Below are 17681 nucleotides of genomic sequence, written 5' to 3'. Positions count from 1 at the left end.
TTATTGAGAATGCAACACTATTTAATAAAAAAATGTATAAAAGCTTTCCATTCTTCCTATACTAGTTTTTACATGGAAGCAAAAGTACTCACTATTGGGCTATAGCCAAGTGGTAAGGCAACGGACTTTGACTCCGTCACTCGTTGGTTCGAATCCAGCTAGCCCAGTCAACCAAAAAACAAGCAAACATTTCAGGCTTGTTGATTAACAAGTAACTCCCTAAAAAAAGTTTTTTAAATTCTGGAGCCTGCCTCCCACTAAGGGACAGGCTCCCCTCTTTTCTCTGCTGTTTTGATCCTGATTGCCCTTTTTCCGGACAAACTCTCCTCTTTTCTTTGCTGTTTTGATCCTGATTCATCCTTTCCGAATCTAAACAGGAAAATCCGCCAGTTAATAAAGATGCTTCATGTTTCACCGGATATTTATGGATAATTTTGGATAATAAACACTCTTGCAAACATTTTATACTACAACCAAAGAAAAGCCTGCCCATCTATTTAAAATGAGCAGGCTTATTCTCGTCTAATATACACGTTTATCAACTTGTTTACTTTATCAATAATGAATATGTATATTTTATGAACATATTTATTGCAAAGATGTGAACATTTTATAAACTTATAGTTTTTACGGTGTTTATGGTAGATTGCTATACTATAATGAAGAAAATAGAATACGGAGGGGAAAAAAGCGATGGAAAATACGTTAAAAGTTACCAATGTATTGTCTGATCCAACTCGTTTTTATATTTATCAATATATAACAAACCGTCATCAAGATGTCACAGTTCAGGAAATTGCCGATGAATTTGCCATACATCCCAATGTTGCAAGACTGCATTTATCTAAATTAGAAGATGTTCGAATGCTTTATTCAGAGACAAAAAAAACGGGTAAAGGCGGACGTCCAAGCAGATTGTATCGATTATCAAATGAAGTAATTCAATTGAGCTTTCCATTTAGGGATTATCAATTATTAAGCAAAATTTTATTAAAGTCTATGGATAAAATTGGACCAGAAGGCCGCAAAGCTCTTTTTGAATCTGGCAAACAATTTGGAAAAGAAATGATGGAACAGGAAATTGTTCGATTCACTAGTAATGCAACTACCCTTACAAATGATGATAAAATTCGACTATTGCAAAATGCCAGTTTAATAACTGGACAAATGCCAGCTTTAGAATGGAATGAAGATCAAACCTCTCTTTATTTTGAAATTTTTAATTGTCCATATAAAGAGGTGGCTATGGACCATAAAGAAAAAGTATGCAACATGCATCAACATTTTTTTGTTGGCATGTTTGAAGCCCTTTTCCAAGATGTACAGTTAGTTGAGAAACAAAATATTATTTCAGGATGCCATCAATGTGCTTATAAAGTTTCTGTTTAATAGATGAGAGAAACAAAAAGCACCTGCGAAAATAAGGTATCTAAAAGCATAAAAACCTAGCTTTTCTATATAATACATGAAAAAAGAGGGGGTATCCAATAAGTCGATTCTTCGACATTTGGATACCCCCTTCCTATTCGAAAAAACCAGTTCCTTTAGAAACCATTTAAGTATGGATTATGATCCATTTCATGTGCAATAGTAGTACTTCTGCCATGTCCAGATAAAATCAACGTATCTTCAGGCAATACAAGCAGCTTATCATGAATGCTTGCAAGAAGAGTTCGTGAATTGCCCCCAATCAAATCGGTTCGTCCAACACTCTCATGAAATAATGCATCACCAACAAATGCCACGCCTTCTTTTTTAAAATAGAACGTCACACCACCTGGAGAATGTCCAGGAGTTTCCAATACCGCAAATGTAAAATCTCCGACAGTCATAGAAGGGTTCTCATCAAGGAAATAATCTGCCGGCTTTGCGACAATTGGAGTTGGCAGTTTAAACGCAGCACTGCCGTTTAACTTTGGATTGATTAACCACTCATCTTCTTTATTATGAACATACACTGGAATGCTGTACTCTGTTCTAACCGATTCCACTGCCCCAATATGATCGAAATGAGCATGTGTTAGTAGAATGGCAACTGGTGTCAATTCTAATTTCGAAATAATGGCTATTAATTTATCTCCATTTGCCCCTGGATCTATAACTAAACAATTTTTGTCATCATCCCAGACTAAATAACAATTTGTTTGAATTGGACCTAGGGGAATTTGTTTATATTCCATCTACCTGCACCTCTTGTTAGCGTTTATTATTTTGTTGATAAATGGCTCATAACCCGCTCCACTTTATCTTCCATTTTTCTTTCAATATCTCTGCGGTCATCAATACGGATATTTGTTGCCACTCGTACTAATCCTTTTGAAAAAGGAGCTTCATGCATTGCCTGGATTACTTCAAATAATTTCGGTAGCTCCCCTTCGATGATCGTATTCATCGGCGTAAGCTGATAGCGAATTTCTCCCTTTTCTTCATAGCTTTGCAGAATTTTATGGATATCCGCTACATATTTACTAACACTAGGCGTTTCTGTTCCAATTGGGATTACCGTTACATCAACAATAGCCAACTTTCATCTCTCCTTAAAATCTGTTTTCCTTTATCTTGTCATAGTTCAAGAAGTTTCTCAACTATCTATACTTTCTCTTATGAAAGATGATTTTTTCACCGTTCATTAGACACTTGTCAAAGAAAAAATTTCTCCTGTTTTTACATTTATAATTTGCTCCAAATAATACCCATATAAACACCAATCACTTTTTGGCGATAGCTGTATTGGCTGATTTTCTAATGGCTGTTTAACAACTTGTTTTTTTGTTCCCGTTTTTGTATTGATTGACATAAAATCAAATCCACTATTATATGTATCTGCACTGCCGCTTTCCTTTGGTATAAATGTATAGAAACTTGTATTATGCAAATCAAAATACGGGATAAGCCAATCTGTGTATTTCGATAAATGTGGTGCCGAAAAACTGCTATTTTTACGAAAATCATGCTGATAAAAGGAATAAACTGCCGTATCAATATCATTCGAATCGGTTGAAATGGCCACGACTGCCTCTTTAAAAACATGCATCGAAAAAACATTGGATAGATTGTAATCCACTTCATGATTTGTTTGTACATTTTTTGCTTTTATAGGAGCTTCAAAGGAAGCATCATCCTTTTCCCAATCTAAATAGGCGAGCTCCTCCTTATTTAACCATTGCGAAAAGGGATTGATATTCTTCAATGGAAGGAGTTGTTTTTGATGAATGGATAATAAAGATACTTTACTTTTCCATTCATCCGTAAAAGCAGAAACTAATAATTCATTCTCATTAAAAGGATTCCATAAAAAATCAGCATCATAGCTTGCAAGCGATGTAGTAAAAAGAGCATTTCCGTTCTTATCGATTATCGTTATTTCTCCCGTATCATCAGATGCCGCTGTGTAAATAAGAATCTGATTCAAATTGGGGCTTATTTTCACATTCACCATTTCTGATTTTGATTGAAAAAGCTTTGTATATGTACCAGCAAAAAGGTTATAGGAATAAAGTTGATAACCTTTTTCTGTCTTTGAAATATAGGCTATTTTATCATCATCCAACCATCCTGCAATTTGAACAAACTCTCCAACTATTTTCTTTATCGGAGGAAGAAGTGACTTTTCTTTCTGTTCTTTTTTCGGTACATCCTTTTCATCTTCTTCACCCGTTATTTCTTTCTGTTTAGGATAACATCCAGATAGTACAAGTGTGAAAAGAAGAATAAGAAGAAAAACAACTTCCGCTTTTCTTTTTAAATGATCAAACATTTTTCCACACCCTTTTACTTCATTTTGATTTGTTTACTATATTGAATAGTAACACAAAAAAGCCGAATATTTCCGGCTTTGTTAAAATCTTTTTTGCTTCTTTTCTTTTCACGTTGAATAAATCTTACCACACCTGCTAATCCCCTTATTACCATTTATTTTTACATATATAAAGATGCTAAAAAGATGCCCAAAACATCTCGGTATATTTCATCAAATTGGGACAGTGGAAGCGGATTTATTCCTTTGCCTAATTCAATTGTAAATCCTGGTTTTCTAAAGTCCTGAATAAACCAATCTTTATAGCCTGCATAGCTGTCAACATATTGTATAGCCTCATAGCCGCTTACCCTTGCAAATTCATTAGCAATTGCTTGTGATTCTTTTGGCTCCAGTCCTTCATATCCCCAATAAAATTCTTTTCCTTGCGTGTGAAAAGCGAGCATTCGCTGAAAATTTTCTCTTTTAGCAAGCTGTGCCATTATTTTCGATTCTGGTTCTGATAAAGGGGCTTCTCCAGGATAATCTCTTGGAGCAGGCGATTTTGGTTTCTTTCGCTCCTTTTCGACTTCCCATTTTGCAGGAAATTGATTATTTAAATCGACTCCCCTAATATTTGCTTTCCAGCCTGTAAAATCAGTACTTCCACCATTAATCGCCAATACCCTTTCACGTTCACTTTCTGGCGGACCGTTTAAAACAAGATTTACTCCATCTGGATTCACCATAGGCACAATAGAAAGGTCTATCGATTGATAAAGAGGTGCTATTTTAACTCCTTTTATATTCGTATTATTAGTTAAAGCTAATAAATAATCGTTAAGATAAGACATAAGAATCGGGGTAGTTATCCACTCATTTGCATGAAAGGAGGCATTAATATGAACCTTTTTATTCCCCCTTCCTAAGCGGATTTCCTGAATAGCATGACCTAATACACTTTCGCCAATTGTATTTATTTTTATAAAAGGATAATTGGCTTGTAGCTTATTGATATCTTCCTGTAATGTTCGATAATCATATTGTTTTTTTCCGTTCACCAATTTTGCAATAATTCTTGTTGGCACCAATATATGATCACCGATTTTTAATTGATTCGGATTTATTTGCTGATTTAATAATAAAATACTATCTACTGAAATATTTCTTGCACCAGCTATCTTCCATAAAGTATCCCCTTTTTTAAGGACAATTCTTTGTGTCGTAAAACCAGGAATATTAACTTTTTGCCCATTTGTTATGTTATTGGGATTTATTGACGGATTGCTGTCAACCATTATGTTTAATGGTATCATAAAGAGCCGGCTATAATACCAAAAGGTGTCGCCAAGTCTAGCTTTTATTTCCAACATATCCACTCCTTCCATCCCTTCATATTTATGATTTTAAAGCGAAAAAAATACATAAATAAAGTGAAACTTCATCCGTGGAGATTTTCCTCATCCTCCCTCTGATAAGTTTCACTTTATTATTATTGTTCGTTAATTTCTTCCATCAGAAGTTTTCCATCTTTTATCTTGTAAAATCGAAGCAAATCTCCATAAATAATGGAATCAGAAAAGCCTAACTCCTCATTTGCCATATTTATATACGCTTCACAAGCATTTCTTTCCACAGGCTCTCCTGTTTTTTTCTGATAACATGTATCTTTTGTATAAACATAATCTTTCGTGATGAAGCTTCCATCTCGTAGTACGGTAAATTCCTTTTTATCTTTTGAGAATAAATCTTTTCCAAACTGTATTTCATTTTTGCTTTCTATGCCTAGAAGATGCAGTATCGTAGGCTTGATATCGACCTGACCAGATACGGTAGAAATTGTTTTACCTGCTTCTCCCGGTATATGAATAACGAGGGGCACCCTTTGCAGTTGTGTACTGACAAGTGGAGTAACTTCTTCACCTAATAATTCTTCCATAGCTTTATTATGGTTTTCAGAAATTCCGTTATGATCTCCGTACAAAATAATGATGCTATTTTCATATAAATTCTCTTGTTTTAATAATTCAATAAACCGCTTTAACGCTTCATCTTGATAGCGGACAGTTGGAATATAATTATTAAGGGTTTTGCTTCCCGTTGTTAGTGGCTCTATTAATTTATCCTCTTCCTCTAATACAAATGGGAAATGGTTTGTTAATGTAATGAACTTACTATAAAACGGCTGAGGCATTTCTTTCAAATGATGAATAGACTGTTCAAAAAATTCTACATCCTTCAAACCCCATCCTACAGAATTTTCTTCGTTTACATCATAATCTCCAATTTCGTAAAAACGTTGATAACCTAAGCTTTGGTACATGATATCTCTGTTCCAAAAGCTTTTATTATTAGCATGCAAGCTTGCTGTATAATAGCCATTTTCATTTAATACTTCAGGTGTTGCACGATAATCGTTTCCAGAATGGGTAAAGAAAACGGCTCCTCTGCTTAACGGATATAAGGAATTCTCCACAATAAATTCAGAATCGGATGTTTTCCCTTGTCCCGTTTGATGATAAAAATTATCAAAATAATAACTCTCCTTAATAAAATCATTTAAAAAGGGAGTTATTTCTTCTCCATTCACTTCTCGATTTACTAGAAAACTCTGTGTTGACTCAAGGCTGACCAATATAATATTTTTCCCCTTCGCTGCACCATACATGTCTGGATTAGGGGCGGCATAATTGGCACTATTATAATTAGTAATATCTGTTAATTGACTACCATCAGCTAATGCTCTTTGTGCAGTTGACTTTGTTTGTAAGAATAAATCATAGAGCTGATAATTATAAGCTCCAATGTTTTTCACTAGTATTTCTCTATCAAATGTTCTTGTCAACAGCTGGGTTCTTTGTGTTTCAGCCAAACTCAAATTAAAAAAGGCAAAGCTTGCTGCCAGTAAATAAAATAAGCGTCTGCCATTTTTCGTATAAGTTGGATACTTAATAAAGCTTGGCTTTTTTCTCATTAGAAAAGCTAATAATAGCAGATCAATAAAGTAGAGAAAATCAGTCGGATGAATAAGCTCTTTTACACTGCTTCCTAAGTCACTCATATTACTTGTTTGAAAAAGTAAAGGCAGTGTTAAAAAGTCTGTGAATATACGATAAAAGACTATATTTGCATATAAAATAAGTGATAATAGCAAACTTGCCATCCATATATACTTTTTTTGATTTTTTACGGTTAAAAACATGCTGATACCAAAAACAAATAATAACGAACTTAATGGATTGATCCATAAAATAAACTGCTGTGTCCAATTTTCTATTTTAATGTCAAAACTTGTTAGATAAACAATGTTTGTTTTTATCCAAAGTAAAATTACTGCGATTGTTAAAAAAGAAAATTTGGACCATTCTAATTTTCTGCTAAACAAATGGTATACCCTCCTCTGCCTCCATATTATGACATTTATTTTCCACACAAAAATAAATGATAAAAGCAATTTTTTTCATATTTTTTATTATTTTTTCATCTGTTTTTCATTTTTATACGATATGATATTTTGTTACTAGTATATAGACGGATTTGAATCGAAAAAGTTTCAAAGAAATAGCAGGAAATTTCACCCTGTTTAAACGAAAAAAAATAAGAGGTGATTTTTTTTGAGGCTAAGCAATAACTTGCCAAGTTCAGTACGTCCATTGGCAATGCGGCCACTACCACTGATACGAACTGACCTGTGCGTAAAAGCCCGAAACTCATCTGGCTTCTAAAATAATATACATTCTTATCTAAAAAAGGATGCCATTCAAAAATTCAGCTGCACTTTTCTTTAAAAGTATTCGCAACTAAACTTTCTAAATGGCATCCTGTTTCTTTAACGAGATGATTATCTTTTTTATAAAACGGATGAATTTAACTTTTTGCTTTTAGCCAACCAAGCAGCCCCAATTACTCCTGCTGCATTTCCAAGCGTTGCAACATCAATCACAGTCGATTCAGCTACACTTTTAAAAGAGTATTTTTGGAAGTCTTCTTTTACAGGTGTTAATAAAACATCCCCAGCCTTGGATACTCCTCCTCCTAAAACGATCTTTTGCGGATTAAGTGTATTGGCAATATTAGCTAATACTAAACCTAAATGAGATGCTACAAATGCAATAACATCTTGTGCTACTTTGTCATTGTTTTTCGCTGCATCAAATACATCTTTTGCTGTAAACGTTCCTTCTTTTTTTAATAAAATTTGGAGTTCACTATCGATCATTTCTTCTATAAGCATTTCCTTGGCCAATCTTACAATGCCAGTAGCAGAAGCTATCGTTTCTAAACAACCGGTTTTTCCACAATTACAAAGTGCACCATTTTCCACAACTGCAGTTAAATGACCGATTTCTCCAGCTGCTCCTTTAGCGCCTTGAACAATTTGGCCATTTACAATAACGCCTCCTCCTACACCGGTACCTAATGTTACGCACACTAAATCTTTACATCCTGCTCCTGCACCTTTCCACATTTCCCCTAATGCAGCACAATTTGCATCATTATCAATAGATACTGGCAAACCGAGTTCCGTTTCCAATCGTTCTTTTAATGGAAAATTATCTGGCCATCCCAGATTTACCGTGTTATAAATAATACCAGTTTCGTAATCAAAAGGACCTGGAGCACCCATTCCCACTCCCAAAACATCTGATTTAGCATGATTCCATTTTTCTAAATGCTCATCAACTGATTTGGCTATATCTTTGGTAATATTTTTTCCTTCATCACTGTTATCTGTAGGAATTTCCCAATTTTCGATTATTTCTCCATTTAATGTTAATAAAGCAATTTTTACCGTGGTACCACCTAAATCGACACCAACAACCCAGTTTTCTGTCATTCTTATTCTCTCCCCTTACTTCTCTCTTTCTTCTTTTAAATCTTGAATTTTTTGATTTAATATAAAGACCGCAGACTCTAAGTCTTTCTTTTCAATCAGTTGAGATTGATATATTTCTTGCAGCTCTGATTTCATTAATTCTAAATCACCGATTCGATCACCGGTATAAATAATCGTTCCATACGTTTTCAAATATTGTTGAACATCATAAATACTTTTCATTTTAACCCTCTGTTTTTATTCGATTTTTTAATAATTCGTTATAAAATTCAATTTTAAATCGTTTTCATTTTAAGTATAATGTACTTTTTTATATTCCTCAAGAATGTTTTATTATATTTTAACGAACTTTTCTACTCTTTTAAACCTTTTATTTTTAACAATATTCGGACATGTTTTAAGCTTTTCCACCATATAATGTGTAATGTATATTTCACAAGAAAAGCCCAGGGCACTTGTACATCCTGTACGGCGTAGCTCATACTCCTTTTCCTTTTCTATACTAAAAAATAGTGGTGAAAAAAATGAAACGAGATTTTCTCTTACTAAGTTTCTCCCTTGCATTAATTATTTCTATTTTTTATATTTTTCAACAAAATCAAATTGCGAAAGAGAGTATTACCTACTTCCCTATTGATCCAAATGTCTCCTTTCCTAAAGCAGAAACCTCTATTACTTTGGCGAAACAAAAAAATGATGCTTACAGTATTCAATGGGAAACAACATCCAATTTAAATAAAGTAGCTTATTTAAGGCAAAATATGAGCTTATTATATGCAAATGGGAAACTTGTAAGCACAATGGGGGAGTGGAAACAGAATACAATGGAATTAACAGAACAAAAAACGCTTGTCGAAAAAGAGAGCAGGTTATTCCAATCGATATCCTTCCATTATGCTGAAATCCATGATGTTAATGATCGGATTTTTAGTTCTCAAAAAATAACAGATGCTTTTCTTTACGTAATTAATTCTCGTTTTGATTCTACAGCAAAAGCATTCAAAATTCCTCAAACAATGGAAGAAAAACAATGGAAAAGAGTACTGGATTCTGAAACAAAACATTATGTAGACTACTATTTTAATGAAAGTTTTAAGAAAAATGGTCTGTCGCTGGATCAATATCCAATTCATCTTCTATTAACTGATTTAAGTACCTATCATCATACTCCATTTAAAGGATTTACGAAGGAAAAAACTGCTCAAATCATTGGTCAATTAACGGAAGGCTTATATAAAAATTATTTCCTGGGAATTAGGAAACAAGATGGAACCATCACTGATCCAATTGGAAGCACCATTCCTTCTATTTTAATAAATAAGGATCATCTTCTTATTTTATTTACAACAAAAGACGGAGAATCCATTATTCTGCGTCAACAAATTCCTATTTAATAACTTATCCTTGTACATGAAAGCTGGACTCAACTCAAACCACTAACTTATCCACAAATCTAGTTCTTTTATTATTTGTAGAAGATAATAAAACCAAAGCACCCTTTGTCAGCCCCGAAGAATGTTCTCTTGACTTAAATTTTTAATAGCCAGAAGTATTACTTTTGGGGCTGGGCACTGACACTATTGAGTATCTGAGTATGAACGTCCTTCTTCTTGCTTACAAGCGTTTCGAAGTGTTGAAGAAAGAAGTTTTGTTGGCACTCTGTCTTCTAATAGCTTCTTGATCCGGAAAAAACAGACCCTATCATTTTATTGCGAAGTCCTGGCAAGTTCATAACAAACTTAATTAAATATTGTCTTATTACTCTATTACTAAGAATAACATTCAGAATACGGTATCTTTTTTTCAAAAGAAAATAACCACTTAAACCTATTAATAAAACGGACAAAATCTTCGGCATTTTTTATCCCTCCTACTAAGTAGTTTGAGAAATTAATTTGTTTTTTATCCACTTTTTTTCCTTTCGTTTATTCCTTCTGTGGCGTTACCTTGTGATTATTGTAGCGAATCGACTATATAACCATCTGTAATAATTTTACAGACAGGCTGATCATGTAGTTCTATTGGGAGCTGCTTTGCTATTTGTTTTTGAAAAGCTAATGCTATCGTTTGCCCTTTGTATAGAGATAAATAGCGATCATAATATCCTCCGCCAAACCCTATTCGATAGCCGTTTTTCGTAAATGCCAGGCCAGGAACAATTAGCAAATCCATCTCATTGCTCTTCGTTTCTTCTGTTAGTTTCTCTATTGGCTCATAAAGATCGCTATATACTTTTTCTAATTGCTCAAATGTGTGCAATTCTCGAAATATCATTTCTTTTGTTTTCGGCAAACATTTTGGAACGCTTACTTTTTTCCCTAGTTTCCAACATGTTCGGATAATGGCCGATGTATCTACTTCCGGATAATTTGAAATAGTGATGCCTATGCTTTTCGCCTGTTTAAAACTTATATCATGATATAAATTTGCTGCGATTTGCTGGGAAAGCTGTTTATGTGTTTTTTCATCGATGGTATATAATTCTTTTTTTAATTGTTTGCGAAGTTCCATTTTCTCCGATTTCAAATAAAATCCTCCTGTTTTGTTATTATCTACCTTGAAAAATGGCTTTGGCTCTTTCGATGGGGTCCGCAGCCGGAATACTCTTCGCTTTTCATGGGGCTACGCTTGATCCTCCTCGGAGATTTGCTTCTGCGGCGGGATTCTCAGGCTGTCCTGCAGCCTCTTCTTTTCGTTTATACAGGCTGTCTCCATCTAGAGCATGAAAAAAAGCAGAAGGGATATCCCCTCTGCTTATTTTGTTTCGCGATGAGTTGTAGTACGTTTTTCTCTTGAACAATATTTTTTTAGCTCAAGACGATCTGGATTATTACGTTTATTTTTTTTAGAAATGTAGTTACGATCTCCACATTCAGTGCAAGCTAGTGTAATGTTTACACGCATGTTATTTCCCTCCAAACTATTGCTATACTAGTTCGTGCATACGACTTATATATAATAACACTTTTTATTAGGAAATGCTAGTATGATTTTTTAATTAAGAGTTGATTCAAATCCATCAAGTCTTTTTTTTCTTTGCCATGAATCGTCCATGTTTTACAATTGGTTGATGTTTGTGGCTGTACTTCTACATTTAAAGAAAATATACTAACAGACGCTCCTTTTCCCATTGGCTGATATTTTAGAATTCCATTGTCATTGTTGCTCCAAATTAATTCTGTATGGACATTCCAAATGGGCTGCACCGTTCTCTGTTCTATCCTGCTGCCATTGCTTTCTCCATTCACTAAAAATAATTCTTCGTTTACAGAATGAAAAATGACATTATCTGTTGGAGAAACAAAGGTTAAATGCTCTTTGAAAGGTTTTGAATAATAATTAAGCATTAGCACTTTCATCTGTTTAACGATAAAGGAGTGATTTCTTACATATATCTCACTATATTGAATTTTCGAGTGTTTAGGAACATGTTTTATATGCACGGAAATAGCTTGTTCAGGAATCAACTTCTCGTATCCATTCTGAATCCAATATGTTTTTCCCTCTATCCAAAGACCAATGGTGCTAACCAACCTTCCACTAACGGCTTCTTTTTGAATACTTTGATAATCTGATTGCAAATAAGCCTCTGTTTTCATCCTCATTTCACCTTTTTATATTTATTTTTATTTCATCGAGCATATTATTACCGGAATTTTAGAATATCCTGTCTTCTTATATATTTTCCTGCATTTTGTTTTTCATCACAACTTCATCAAATACTCTTTTCGTTTCATCTGCAACTCGATTCCAACTGAACAATTGTTCTACGAGTTTCCTGCCATTCTTGCCAATTTCTTTTGCTTCTATTTCATGATCTAATAAATACTGAATTTCATGAACAAGATTTTCTACATTGCCTGGTTCGGTCAGCATGCCTGTTTTTTTATGATCAACCAATCCAGTTAATCCTCCTGTTTTTGAAACAATCGTTGGTTTAGCAAAAACAAGCGATTCTAATGCTACGATGCCAAATGGCTCATAATGACTCGGTATTACTACAATTTCAGCCCTTTGATAAAGCGCTCTTTTTTTCTCTTCCTGTAAATAGCCTGTTAAAAAAACAGAAGAATTCAAATCATTTTTTTCAATATAATTTTTATATTCATCAAACATCGGTCCAACTCCAGCTAGTACAAAAAACAAATTTGAATTTTTTTGCTTAAACGTTTTGACTGCTTCTAGCAATGTACCAAACCCTTTTTCTTTTACGAGTCTGCCGATAGCAAAAACTACTCTCTTTTCCTTATTAATCGGGAAGTCTTCCAAACAAGTATAAGAAATTTCTTTTTTGTCTTGTACCTCAATTCCATTAGGAATGATGTTCAATTTATTACGTTCTGTTTGAAAAACATTCATCACTTCTTCTTTCATAAATTCACTGCATACAATAATAGATTGAGAGGATGCAATAAGTTGTTTTTCCTTTTCATAAATAAACTTTTGCATTTCCGTAAAGATTCCGCCGTTTCTTCCATACTCTGTTGCATGTATGGTTGAAATTAGTGGAATCTGCAGCGTTTCTTGTAAAGAGATTGCGGCAGCTCCAACAAGCCAATCATGGGCCTGAATTAAATCAAATGGATAATAAGCAGCCAACTCCATCGCTTTATCCCACATACTCATGTTTAATCCGCCAATCCAATGGATGAAATTTGCTTCCACACTGTATATTGGTTTTACTCTATAAACAAATAATCCGACTTTTTCTTCCCGATCCTTTATTTCTTCGTTCCTATTCTGTGTAGTGATTAAATGAACTTCATAACCTTTTTTTATTAGACTTTCACATAATCCCGCAACATGTGTGCCAAGGCCGCCAACTACATGAGGTGGATATTCCCAAGATAATAGCAGAACTCTTTTTTTTGCAGTATGTTCTACTACTATATCGCTTTTGTTCCTTTTTTCAAACGAATTATTTAATACAGGAAACTGCATTTCTCTCGCTTGCAACCACTTTTTATCATATTGCTGATAAAAAAAGGCAGATAGTTGAGCGGCAGCCTCGAGATGATTTTCGATTTTATGAATGTTATTTTCCTTAACGGAGGAAAGTAGTCCTGTAAGAAAAATCCATTCTTTTTCAAGCTGTTTTATTATCCGGTTTGCTTCTGATGGAAGCTGTAATTTTTCCCACTGCTGCAATTCTTTTTCGAGAAAAGAGCTTGCAGTAAAATATGTTCCAAACTTATCTAAATCAGCAGCATTTACCTTTTCTAAAAAGCTTGCACTTAAATGAACCTTATCTAGGCCTTCACTGAATTGCTTCCTATACATGCTAGGAGATATATTTACAACAAATCCTTCATCCATTAAATACGTTAGGCGTTTATCTAATTCTTTTTTTCGATGATTAAATTCGGCTAATTCCATTGTGAGGGTAATAACCGATTGATGCCGATAATGATTATATTGATCTAATAAGGTCAATATTTCCTTTTCTATATTTACTAGTTGATTTTTTGAATCATTTAACAATTGAAACAGATTTTCCTGAATCGGAAAAAATATTATATCGTGTGGGGATACAACTCCTGTTCCTTCTTCTATCGGTGCAGGATCACTGAAATTAATCGTTTCATTTCCAATAAAGCTGAATTCAATTCCTGCTCTTTTCAGATATAAATCTAAACCAGGAGCATAACGGCCTTTTGGAAACCAAAAGCCTTTCGCTTCATAGGAAAACAGATTTTGCAAAATAGATAACCCTGTTTTAATTTGCAAGTAAAATCCTATTTGAGTAGATATATTCGGCAATGTGCTAAAGGTTACCGGGCTTGCTAGAAGTTCTAGTTTATTATGGCTAATTAATTCTTTTATCGTTAAATTTAATTGTTTATGCTGCTGTAGCCAATATTTGTATTCCCCTTCATAGTCAAGTTTGTTTTTTTCTAAAAATTCAGTCATTTCCTCTTGAAAAACAGGTTGCTCTACTATCTCATAATAAATGGGAGCAATTGCTAATTGCACGGTATAATATTGATTTTGTTGTTCTAAAGATTGTAAAAAACGAATAAAATGAATGGATGCTAAATACAATTCGTTTCTTTCCTCTTTGTTAGGGGAAAACATTTGGATAAATGGAATATCAGCATATACAACTGTTTGAAAATAGGAATAATTCATTTCTTTTTAACATCCTCTCTATCATCCATTTCATAGTAGCTGTAGGTACTGACATGTTCAATCCAATTTGGAGCTGTTACTGCTCCTTTTACCCATCTCTCCATCTCTTTAGTCAATGCTCCACTTTGATCTTTTGAAGTTCTTGGTAATTGGATAGGATTTGATTGTAGAACCGGCAAAAAGGTTCGGTAGTAATCATATACTCCTATTTCAAAACAATAACTACAATTAGGGGCTAGATCATTTACAACACAATATTCAAGACCATTGCTTAATTCCATCTGTCTAGAAGCATGGGCATTACTTCCATTGTATATAATACTTGTTATGTCATTTATTTTTAGGACAAGCATACATTCCTGACTATTTATTCCATAATAGGAAGACAGCAGCTTCCATTTTCCTTGTGGAATTTTCCAAAACACAAAAGCACTGGCTGCTGATGTTAGCCAAGCTTCCATTCCGTTATTCCGCTGCATGGTCTGAATGCTTGTCCAAGCAATGGAGGGAATATATAGCTGCTTTTGTTCACTGTATATAGAGGAGTGTTTTAATTCCTCCGGTTCTTCTGTTTTGTTCTTCATGTATTTATTCCATTGATATTGAACTTTACCGACAGTTGATTCTAATTCATTAGCAATCTTCCGAAAAGAAAGTCCTTTTCTTCTTAACTTTATGATTTGATCCAACACTTGAAGTAGCACCTCTTTCCTCTAAAGTTTCGTTTTCCTGTATGAATAAGCTTTGTTGTTTGCCAAAGAAATAAAAATGTATTCCGTTACTTCTTGTTAATTGACTATTTATTTATACATTAATGTTATCACCGATTGGTAGATGTAACAATGAACAGATTTTGTCGTAACTTGCTAGTGTTATTAACCATTAGACTGAACCGATAGAAAAAATTTTTTCCACCTCTTTTTATTCATTTAAACGGCTTTCTTTCGACAATAGAAAGCGAAAAATATAGGTTTTAAACGACATTTTTTTGCTTCTGCGGCAATTTTCGCTTATATCACGAAAATTGCCGCAGAAACGTTGCTTAAATGGTAAAATAAAAGTATATGCCTATATACATAGCCGTATTTTTTAGTAATTGTAAAGAGGTGACTATATGTTTATATTAATGATTTGTTTATTATGTTTTTCACTTATTCTTTTTGTTCTGTCTTTTTTTGCTAAAGATCCTTATAAAACATTACAGGATGATTTAGATCAACTGTCTATCCAGCAATATCAAGAATTTTATAAAGTGAAGAAAAAATTAAAACTACTAGAAGAGGAGTTATTAATAGAGGAAATGGATCTTGATTTATCTCCTAAACAAGGAAGCAAGATAAAAACTTCTCCAGACAATAAAAATATTCATGCAATTATCAAAAACCAAGTCTGGGCTTTAGCCGCTCAAGGTGTATCCGTTCATAGAATCGCTGCTCAATCCTCTTTATCTATTCATGATGTACAGGATATTATAAAGGAAGGCAAACAACAGGGTGCTATTTATGAATAAGCGAAGCATACGCTCTTTTGCATTAGGTGTTTTCTTTTCAGTAAGCTTAATCGGCTCCTATTATAGCTTCATTGAAAAGAATCATACAGCAGTTCCAGATACAAAGGAAGCAGAAAAACAATTATCCAATAATGGATATACTATTATAAAAAAAGAAGAGTTTGAACAGCTGCAAACACAACTAAAACAGGCGGAAGAACAATTAAAGGAAAAGAAAAAAGAAACAGCACAAGAAAAGAAAACAACACAAGAAGAAACCAACTTCTATGAACTTTATATTGTAAAAGGGATGACAATCTCACAAATTGCCGAACAGCTTGCTAACAAAAACATCATCGATAATAAAGAAGGCTTTGAAAATTATTTAATAAAAAATAATTACCATACAAAAGTACAAATCGGCAAATTTGCTTTAACAAATAAAATGAACTATAAAGAAATAGCCGAAATTATGACAAAATAAGAAAACCTATATTAAAAACAACTGTATTGCTAAAAAACTCTCTTGGTTCAATAGATTGGCCTTTTTATCCAACTATTTAACAAGAGAGTTTTCTGATTGAATGATGAAGTTTTATTTGTACCGACCAAGCTCACTATTCACCTAGCACATGCTTTGAGTCAAAAGAACATTTTTCTTCGGGGCTGTTCAAGGCGTTTCCGCTTTTCGTTTGTCTAGCTCCTACGCCTATCCCCTGTGAAAGATAACCTTTTGTCTCTAAAAGTATAGGGCACTTTTTGAGTCAAAAGAACATTTTTCTTCGGGGCTGTTCAAGGCGTTTCCGCTTTTCGTTACCAATCGTAGTGTCTTCCTTTTACTAGGTAAAACACGCTTTCAGCAATATTGGTAGTGTGATCTGCTGCTCGTTCTAGATAACGGCAAACAAATGTAAGATGAGAAACTTGTTGCATGTACTCAGGCTTTTGTCTGCTAATTTCTATCAACTCGCTGATGGTATGACCATTTAAATGATCGACTTCATCATCCATTTCTGCTATCTTTTTTGCTAGTTTTGCATCTTCTTCATTAAATGCTTTAATGGCAAGATTAAGCATATGGCTCGTAATTTCCAACATCTTTTTCACATGAACAATTGGCTTTACCAACTCTTGGTCGCCGATTCTTATGGTTGCTTTTGCAATATTTACGGCAAAATCAGCAATTCGTTCGATATCTGTTGCAATCTTAATCCCCACAATGATTCTTCTTAAATCAATGGCAACTGGCTGCTGTTTGGCAATTAACAGTATCGCAAAATCATTAATCTCTTCATACATCATGTCTGCCTTTGAATCATCATCAATAATCTCTAGTGCTAGCTCAATATTTTTTGTTTCTAATGCTTCTAGTGATCGGTGAAGTGCCTCTATCGAAAACTCGCCAATTTCTGTTAATTTAAGTTGCAACTCTTTTAAACCTAGTTCAAAATTTTCTCTAACTGGCATAAATTGTCTCTCCTTCTACCATC

General features: G+C 33.8%; 18 protein-coding genes and 1 tRNA gene. 5 read left to right on the top strand and 14 right to left on the bottom strand.

Annotated elements, in window-relative coordinates:
- Positions 1 to 95 precede the first annotated feature (95 nt).
- Positions 96 to 167, top strand: a tRNA-Gln gene (locus tag AC5LWL_RS09490).
- A 526-nt stretch (positions 168 to 693) separates the two neighbouring features.
- Complete coding sequence (locus AC5LWL_RS09485) at positions 694 to 1389, top strand: helix-turn-helix transcriptional regulator (RefSeq protein WP_493434085.1); 696 nt, start codon at positions 694 to 696, stop codon at positions 1387 to 1389.
- Between the two features lie 155 nt (positions 1390 to 1544).
- On the opposite strand, the gene AC5LWL_RS09480 is transcribed toward AC5LWL_RS09485, so the two are convergent.
- The 7 genes from AC5LWL_RS09480 to AC5LWL_RS09450 all read right to left on the bottom strand — a co-directional run bounded on the left by AC5LWL_RS09480 (position 1545) and on the right by AC5LWL_RS09450 (position 8795).
- Positions 1545 to 2180, bottom strand: coding sequence for an MBL fold metallo-hydrolase (locus AC5LWL_RS09480; RefSeq protein WP_493434084.1), 636 nt, complete (start codon positions 2178 to 2180; stop codon positions 1545 to 1547).
- A gap of 26 nt (positions 2181 to 2206) precedes the next feature.
- Positions 2207 to 2524, bottom strand: coding sequence for an MTH1187 family thiamine-binding protein (locus AC5LWL_RS09475; protein WP_493434083.1), 318 nt, complete (start codon positions 2522 to 2524; stop codon positions 2207 to 2209).
- Between the two features lie 105 nt (positions 2525 to 2629).
- Positions 2630 to 3757, bottom strand: a complete 1128-nt coding sequence (locus AC5LWL_RS09470; protein WP_493434082.1) for a YqgU-like beta propeller domain-containing protein — start codon at positions 3755 to 3757, stop codon at positions 2630 to 2632.
- Positions 3758 to 3918: 161 nt separating this feature from the next.
- Positions 3919 to 5106: a M14 family metallopeptidase gene (locus AC5LWL_RS09465; protein WP_493436580.1), complete on the bottom strand. Its 1188-nt coding sequence runs from the start codon at positions 5104 to 5106 to the stop codon at positions 3919 to 3921.
- A gap of 122 nt (positions 5107 to 5228) precedes the next feature.
- On the bottom strand, positions 5229 to 7121 hold the full coding sequence (locus tag AC5LWL_RS09460) for an LTA synthase family protein (RefSeq protein WP_493434081.1): 1893 nt from the start codon (positions 7119 to 7121) through the stop codon (positions 5229 to 5231).
- A 465-nt stretch (positions 7122 to 7586) separates the two neighbouring features.
- On the bottom strand, positions 7587 to 8573 hold the full coding sequence (locus AC5LWL_RS09455; protein WP_493434080.1) for an ROK family glucokinase: 987 nt from the start codon (positions 8571 to 8573) through the stop codon (positions 7587 to 7589).
- Positions 8574 to 8588: 15 nt separating this feature from the next.
- Positions 8589 to 8795 carry a YqgQ family protein gene (locus tag AC5LWL_RS09450; RefSeq protein WP_493434079.1) on the bottom strand — a complete coding sequence of 69 codons (207 nt, stop codon included), beginning with the start codon at positions 8793 to 8795 and terminating at the stop codon, positions 8589 to 8591.
- Positions 8796 to 9097: 302 nt separating this feature from the next.
- Here AC5LWL_RS09450 and AC5LWL_RS09445 point away from each other — a divergent pair, with 302 nt between their 5' ends.
- Positions 9098 to 9967 carry a hypothetical protein gene (locus AC5LWL_RS09445; protein ID WP_493434078.1) on the top strand — a complete coding sequence of 290 codons (870 nt, stop codon included), beginning with the start codon at positions 9098 to 9100 and terminating at the stop codon, positions 9965 to 9967.
- A gap of 272 nt (positions 9968 to 10239) precedes the next feature.
- Here the strand turns inward: AC5LWL_RS09445 and yqgO are convergent, their stop codons facing one another.
- The 6 genes from yqgO to AC5LWL_RS09415 form a co-directional block, all read right to left on the bottom strand.
- Positions 10240 to 10431, bottom strand: a complete 192-nt coding sequence (gene yqgO, locus AC5LWL_RS09440; RefSeq protein ID WP_493434077.1) for a protein YqgO — start codon at positions 10429 to 10431, stop codon at positions 10240 to 10242.
- A 95-nt stretch (positions 10432 to 10526) separates the two neighbouring features.
- On the bottom strand, positions 10527 to 11099 hold the full coding sequence (locus AC5LWL_RS09435; RefSeq protein WP_493434076.1) for a 5-formyltetrahydrofolate cyclo-ligase: 573 nt from the start codon (positions 11097 to 11099) through the stop codon (positions 10527 to 10529).
- Positions 11100 to 11327: 228 nt separating this feature from the next.
- On the bottom strand, positions 11328 to 11477 hold the full coding sequence (gene rpmG / locus AC5LWL_RS09430; RefSeq protein WP_101175018.1) for a 50S ribosomal protein L33: 150 nt from the start codon (positions 11475 to 11477) through the stop codon (positions 11328 to 11330).
- A gap of 77 nt (positions 11478 to 11554) precedes the next feature.
- Positions 11555 to 12172: a hypothetical protein gene (locus AC5LWL_RS09425; protein WP_493434075.1), complete on the bottom strand. Its 618-nt coding sequence runs from the start codon at positions 12170 to 12172 to the stop codon at positions 11555 to 11557.
- A 76-nt stretch (positions 12173 to 12248) separates the two neighbouring features.
- On the bottom strand, positions 12249 to 14702 hold the full coding sequence (locus AC5LWL_RS09420) for a glycosyltransferase family 4 protein (protein WP_493434074.1): 2454 nt from the start codon (positions 14700 to 14702) through the stop codon (positions 12249 to 12251).
- Positions 14699 to 15394, bottom strand: coding sequence for a DUF4912 domain-containing protein (locus tag AC5LWL_RS09415; protein WP_493434073.1), 696 nt, complete (start codon positions 15392 to 15394; stop codon positions 14699 to 14701). Before AC5LWL_RS09415 ends, AC5LWL_RS09420 begins: the two co-directional genes overlap by 4 nt.
- 422 nt (positions 15395 to 15816) lie before the next feature.
- Between AC5LWL_RS09415 and AC5LWL_RS09410 the strand changes: the two genes are divergently transcribed.
- Together AC5LWL_RS09410 and AC5LWL_RS09405 are read left to right on the top strand one after the other, a co-directional pair.
- Positions 15817 to 16212, top strand: coding sequence for a hypothetical protein (locus AC5LWL_RS09410; protein WP_493434072.1), 396 nt, complete (start codon positions 15817 to 15819; stop codon positions 16210 to 16212).
- Positions 16205 to 16675, top strand: a complete 471-nt coding sequence (locus AC5LWL_RS09405; RefSeq protein ID WP_493434071.1) for an aminodeoxychorismate lyase — start codon at positions 16205 to 16207, stop codon at positions 16673 to 16675. The genes AC5LWL_RS09410 and AC5LWL_RS09405 overlap by 8 nt, the downstream gene beginning before the upstream one ends.
- 329 nt (positions 16676 to 17004) lie before the next feature.
- Here the strand turns inward: AC5LWL_RS09405 and phoU are convergent, their stop codons facing one another.
- A complete protein-coding gene (gene phoU, locus AC5LWL_RS09400; RefSeq protein ID WP_493434070.1) occupies positions 17005 to 17658 on the bottom strand; it encodes a phosphate signaling complex protein PhoU in 654 nt (217 codons plus the stop codon).
- Positions 17659 to 17681: the final 23 nt, after the last annotated feature.

The sequence above is a fragment of the Niallia sp. WK069_GA_01 genome, assembly GCF_983173855.1.
This window is presented reverse-complemented; position numbering and strand designations above follow the sequence as displayed.

What these genes read in the sequence shown, in the direction of transcription:
- phoU (WP_493434070.1), bottom strand. Translation starts at nt 17,658, where the DNA reads ATGCCAGTTAGAGAAAATTTTGAACTAGGTTTAAAAGAGTTGCAACTT.
- rpmG (WP_101175018.1), bottom strand. Translation starts at nt 11,477, where the DNA reads ATGCGTGTAAACATTACACTAGCTTGCACTGAATGTGGAGATCGTAAC.
- AC5LWL_RS09420 (WP_493434074.1), bottom strand. Translation starts at nt 14,702, where the DNA reads ATGAATTATTCCTATTTTCAAACAGTTGTATATGCTGATATTCCATTT.
- AC5LWL_RS09405 (WP_493434071.1), top strand. Translation starts at nt 16,205, where the DNA reads ATGAATAAGCGAAGCATACGCTCTTTTGCATTAGGTGTTTTCTTTTCA.
- AC5LWL_RS09410 (WP_493434072.1), top strand. Translation starts at nt 15,817, where the DNA reads ATGTTTATATTAATGATTTGTTTATTATGTTTTTCACTTATTCTTTTT.
- AC5LWL_RS09470 (WP_493434082.1), bottom strand. Translation starts at nt 3,757, where the DNA reads ATGTTTGATCATTTAAAAAGAAAAGCGGAAGTTGTTTTTCTTCTTATT.
- AC5LWL_RS09450 (WP_493434079.1), bottom strand. Translation starts at nt 8,795, where the DNA reads ATGAAAAGTATTTATGATGTTCAACAATATTTGAAAACGTATGGAACG.
- yqgO (WP_493434077.1), bottom strand. Translation starts at nt 10,431, where the DNA reads ATGCCGAAGATTTTGTCCGTTTTATTAATAGGTTTAAGTGGTTATTTT.
- AC5LWL_RS09480 (WP_493434084.1), bottom strand. Translation starts at nt 2,180, where the DNA reads ATGGAATATAAACAAATTCCCCTAGGTCCAATTCAAACAAATTGTTAT.
- AC5LWL_RS09485 (WP_493434085.1), top strand. Translation starts at nt 694, where the DNA reads ATGGAAAATACGTTAAAAGTTACCAATGTATTGTCTGATCCAACTCGT.
- AC5LWL_RS09425 (WP_493434075.1), bottom strand. Translation starts at nt 12,172, where the DNA reads ATGAAAACAGAGGCTTATTTGCAATCAGATTATCAAAGTATTCAAAAA.
- AC5LWL_RS09445 (WP_493434078.1), top strand. Translation starts at nt 9,098, where the DNA reads ATGAAACGAGATTTTCTCTTACTAAGTTTCTCCCTTGCATTAATTATT.
- AC5LWL_RS09455 (WP_493434080.1), bottom strand. Translation starts at nt 8,573, where the DNA reads ATGACAGAAAACTGGGTTGTTGGTGTCGATTTAGGTGGTACCACGGTA.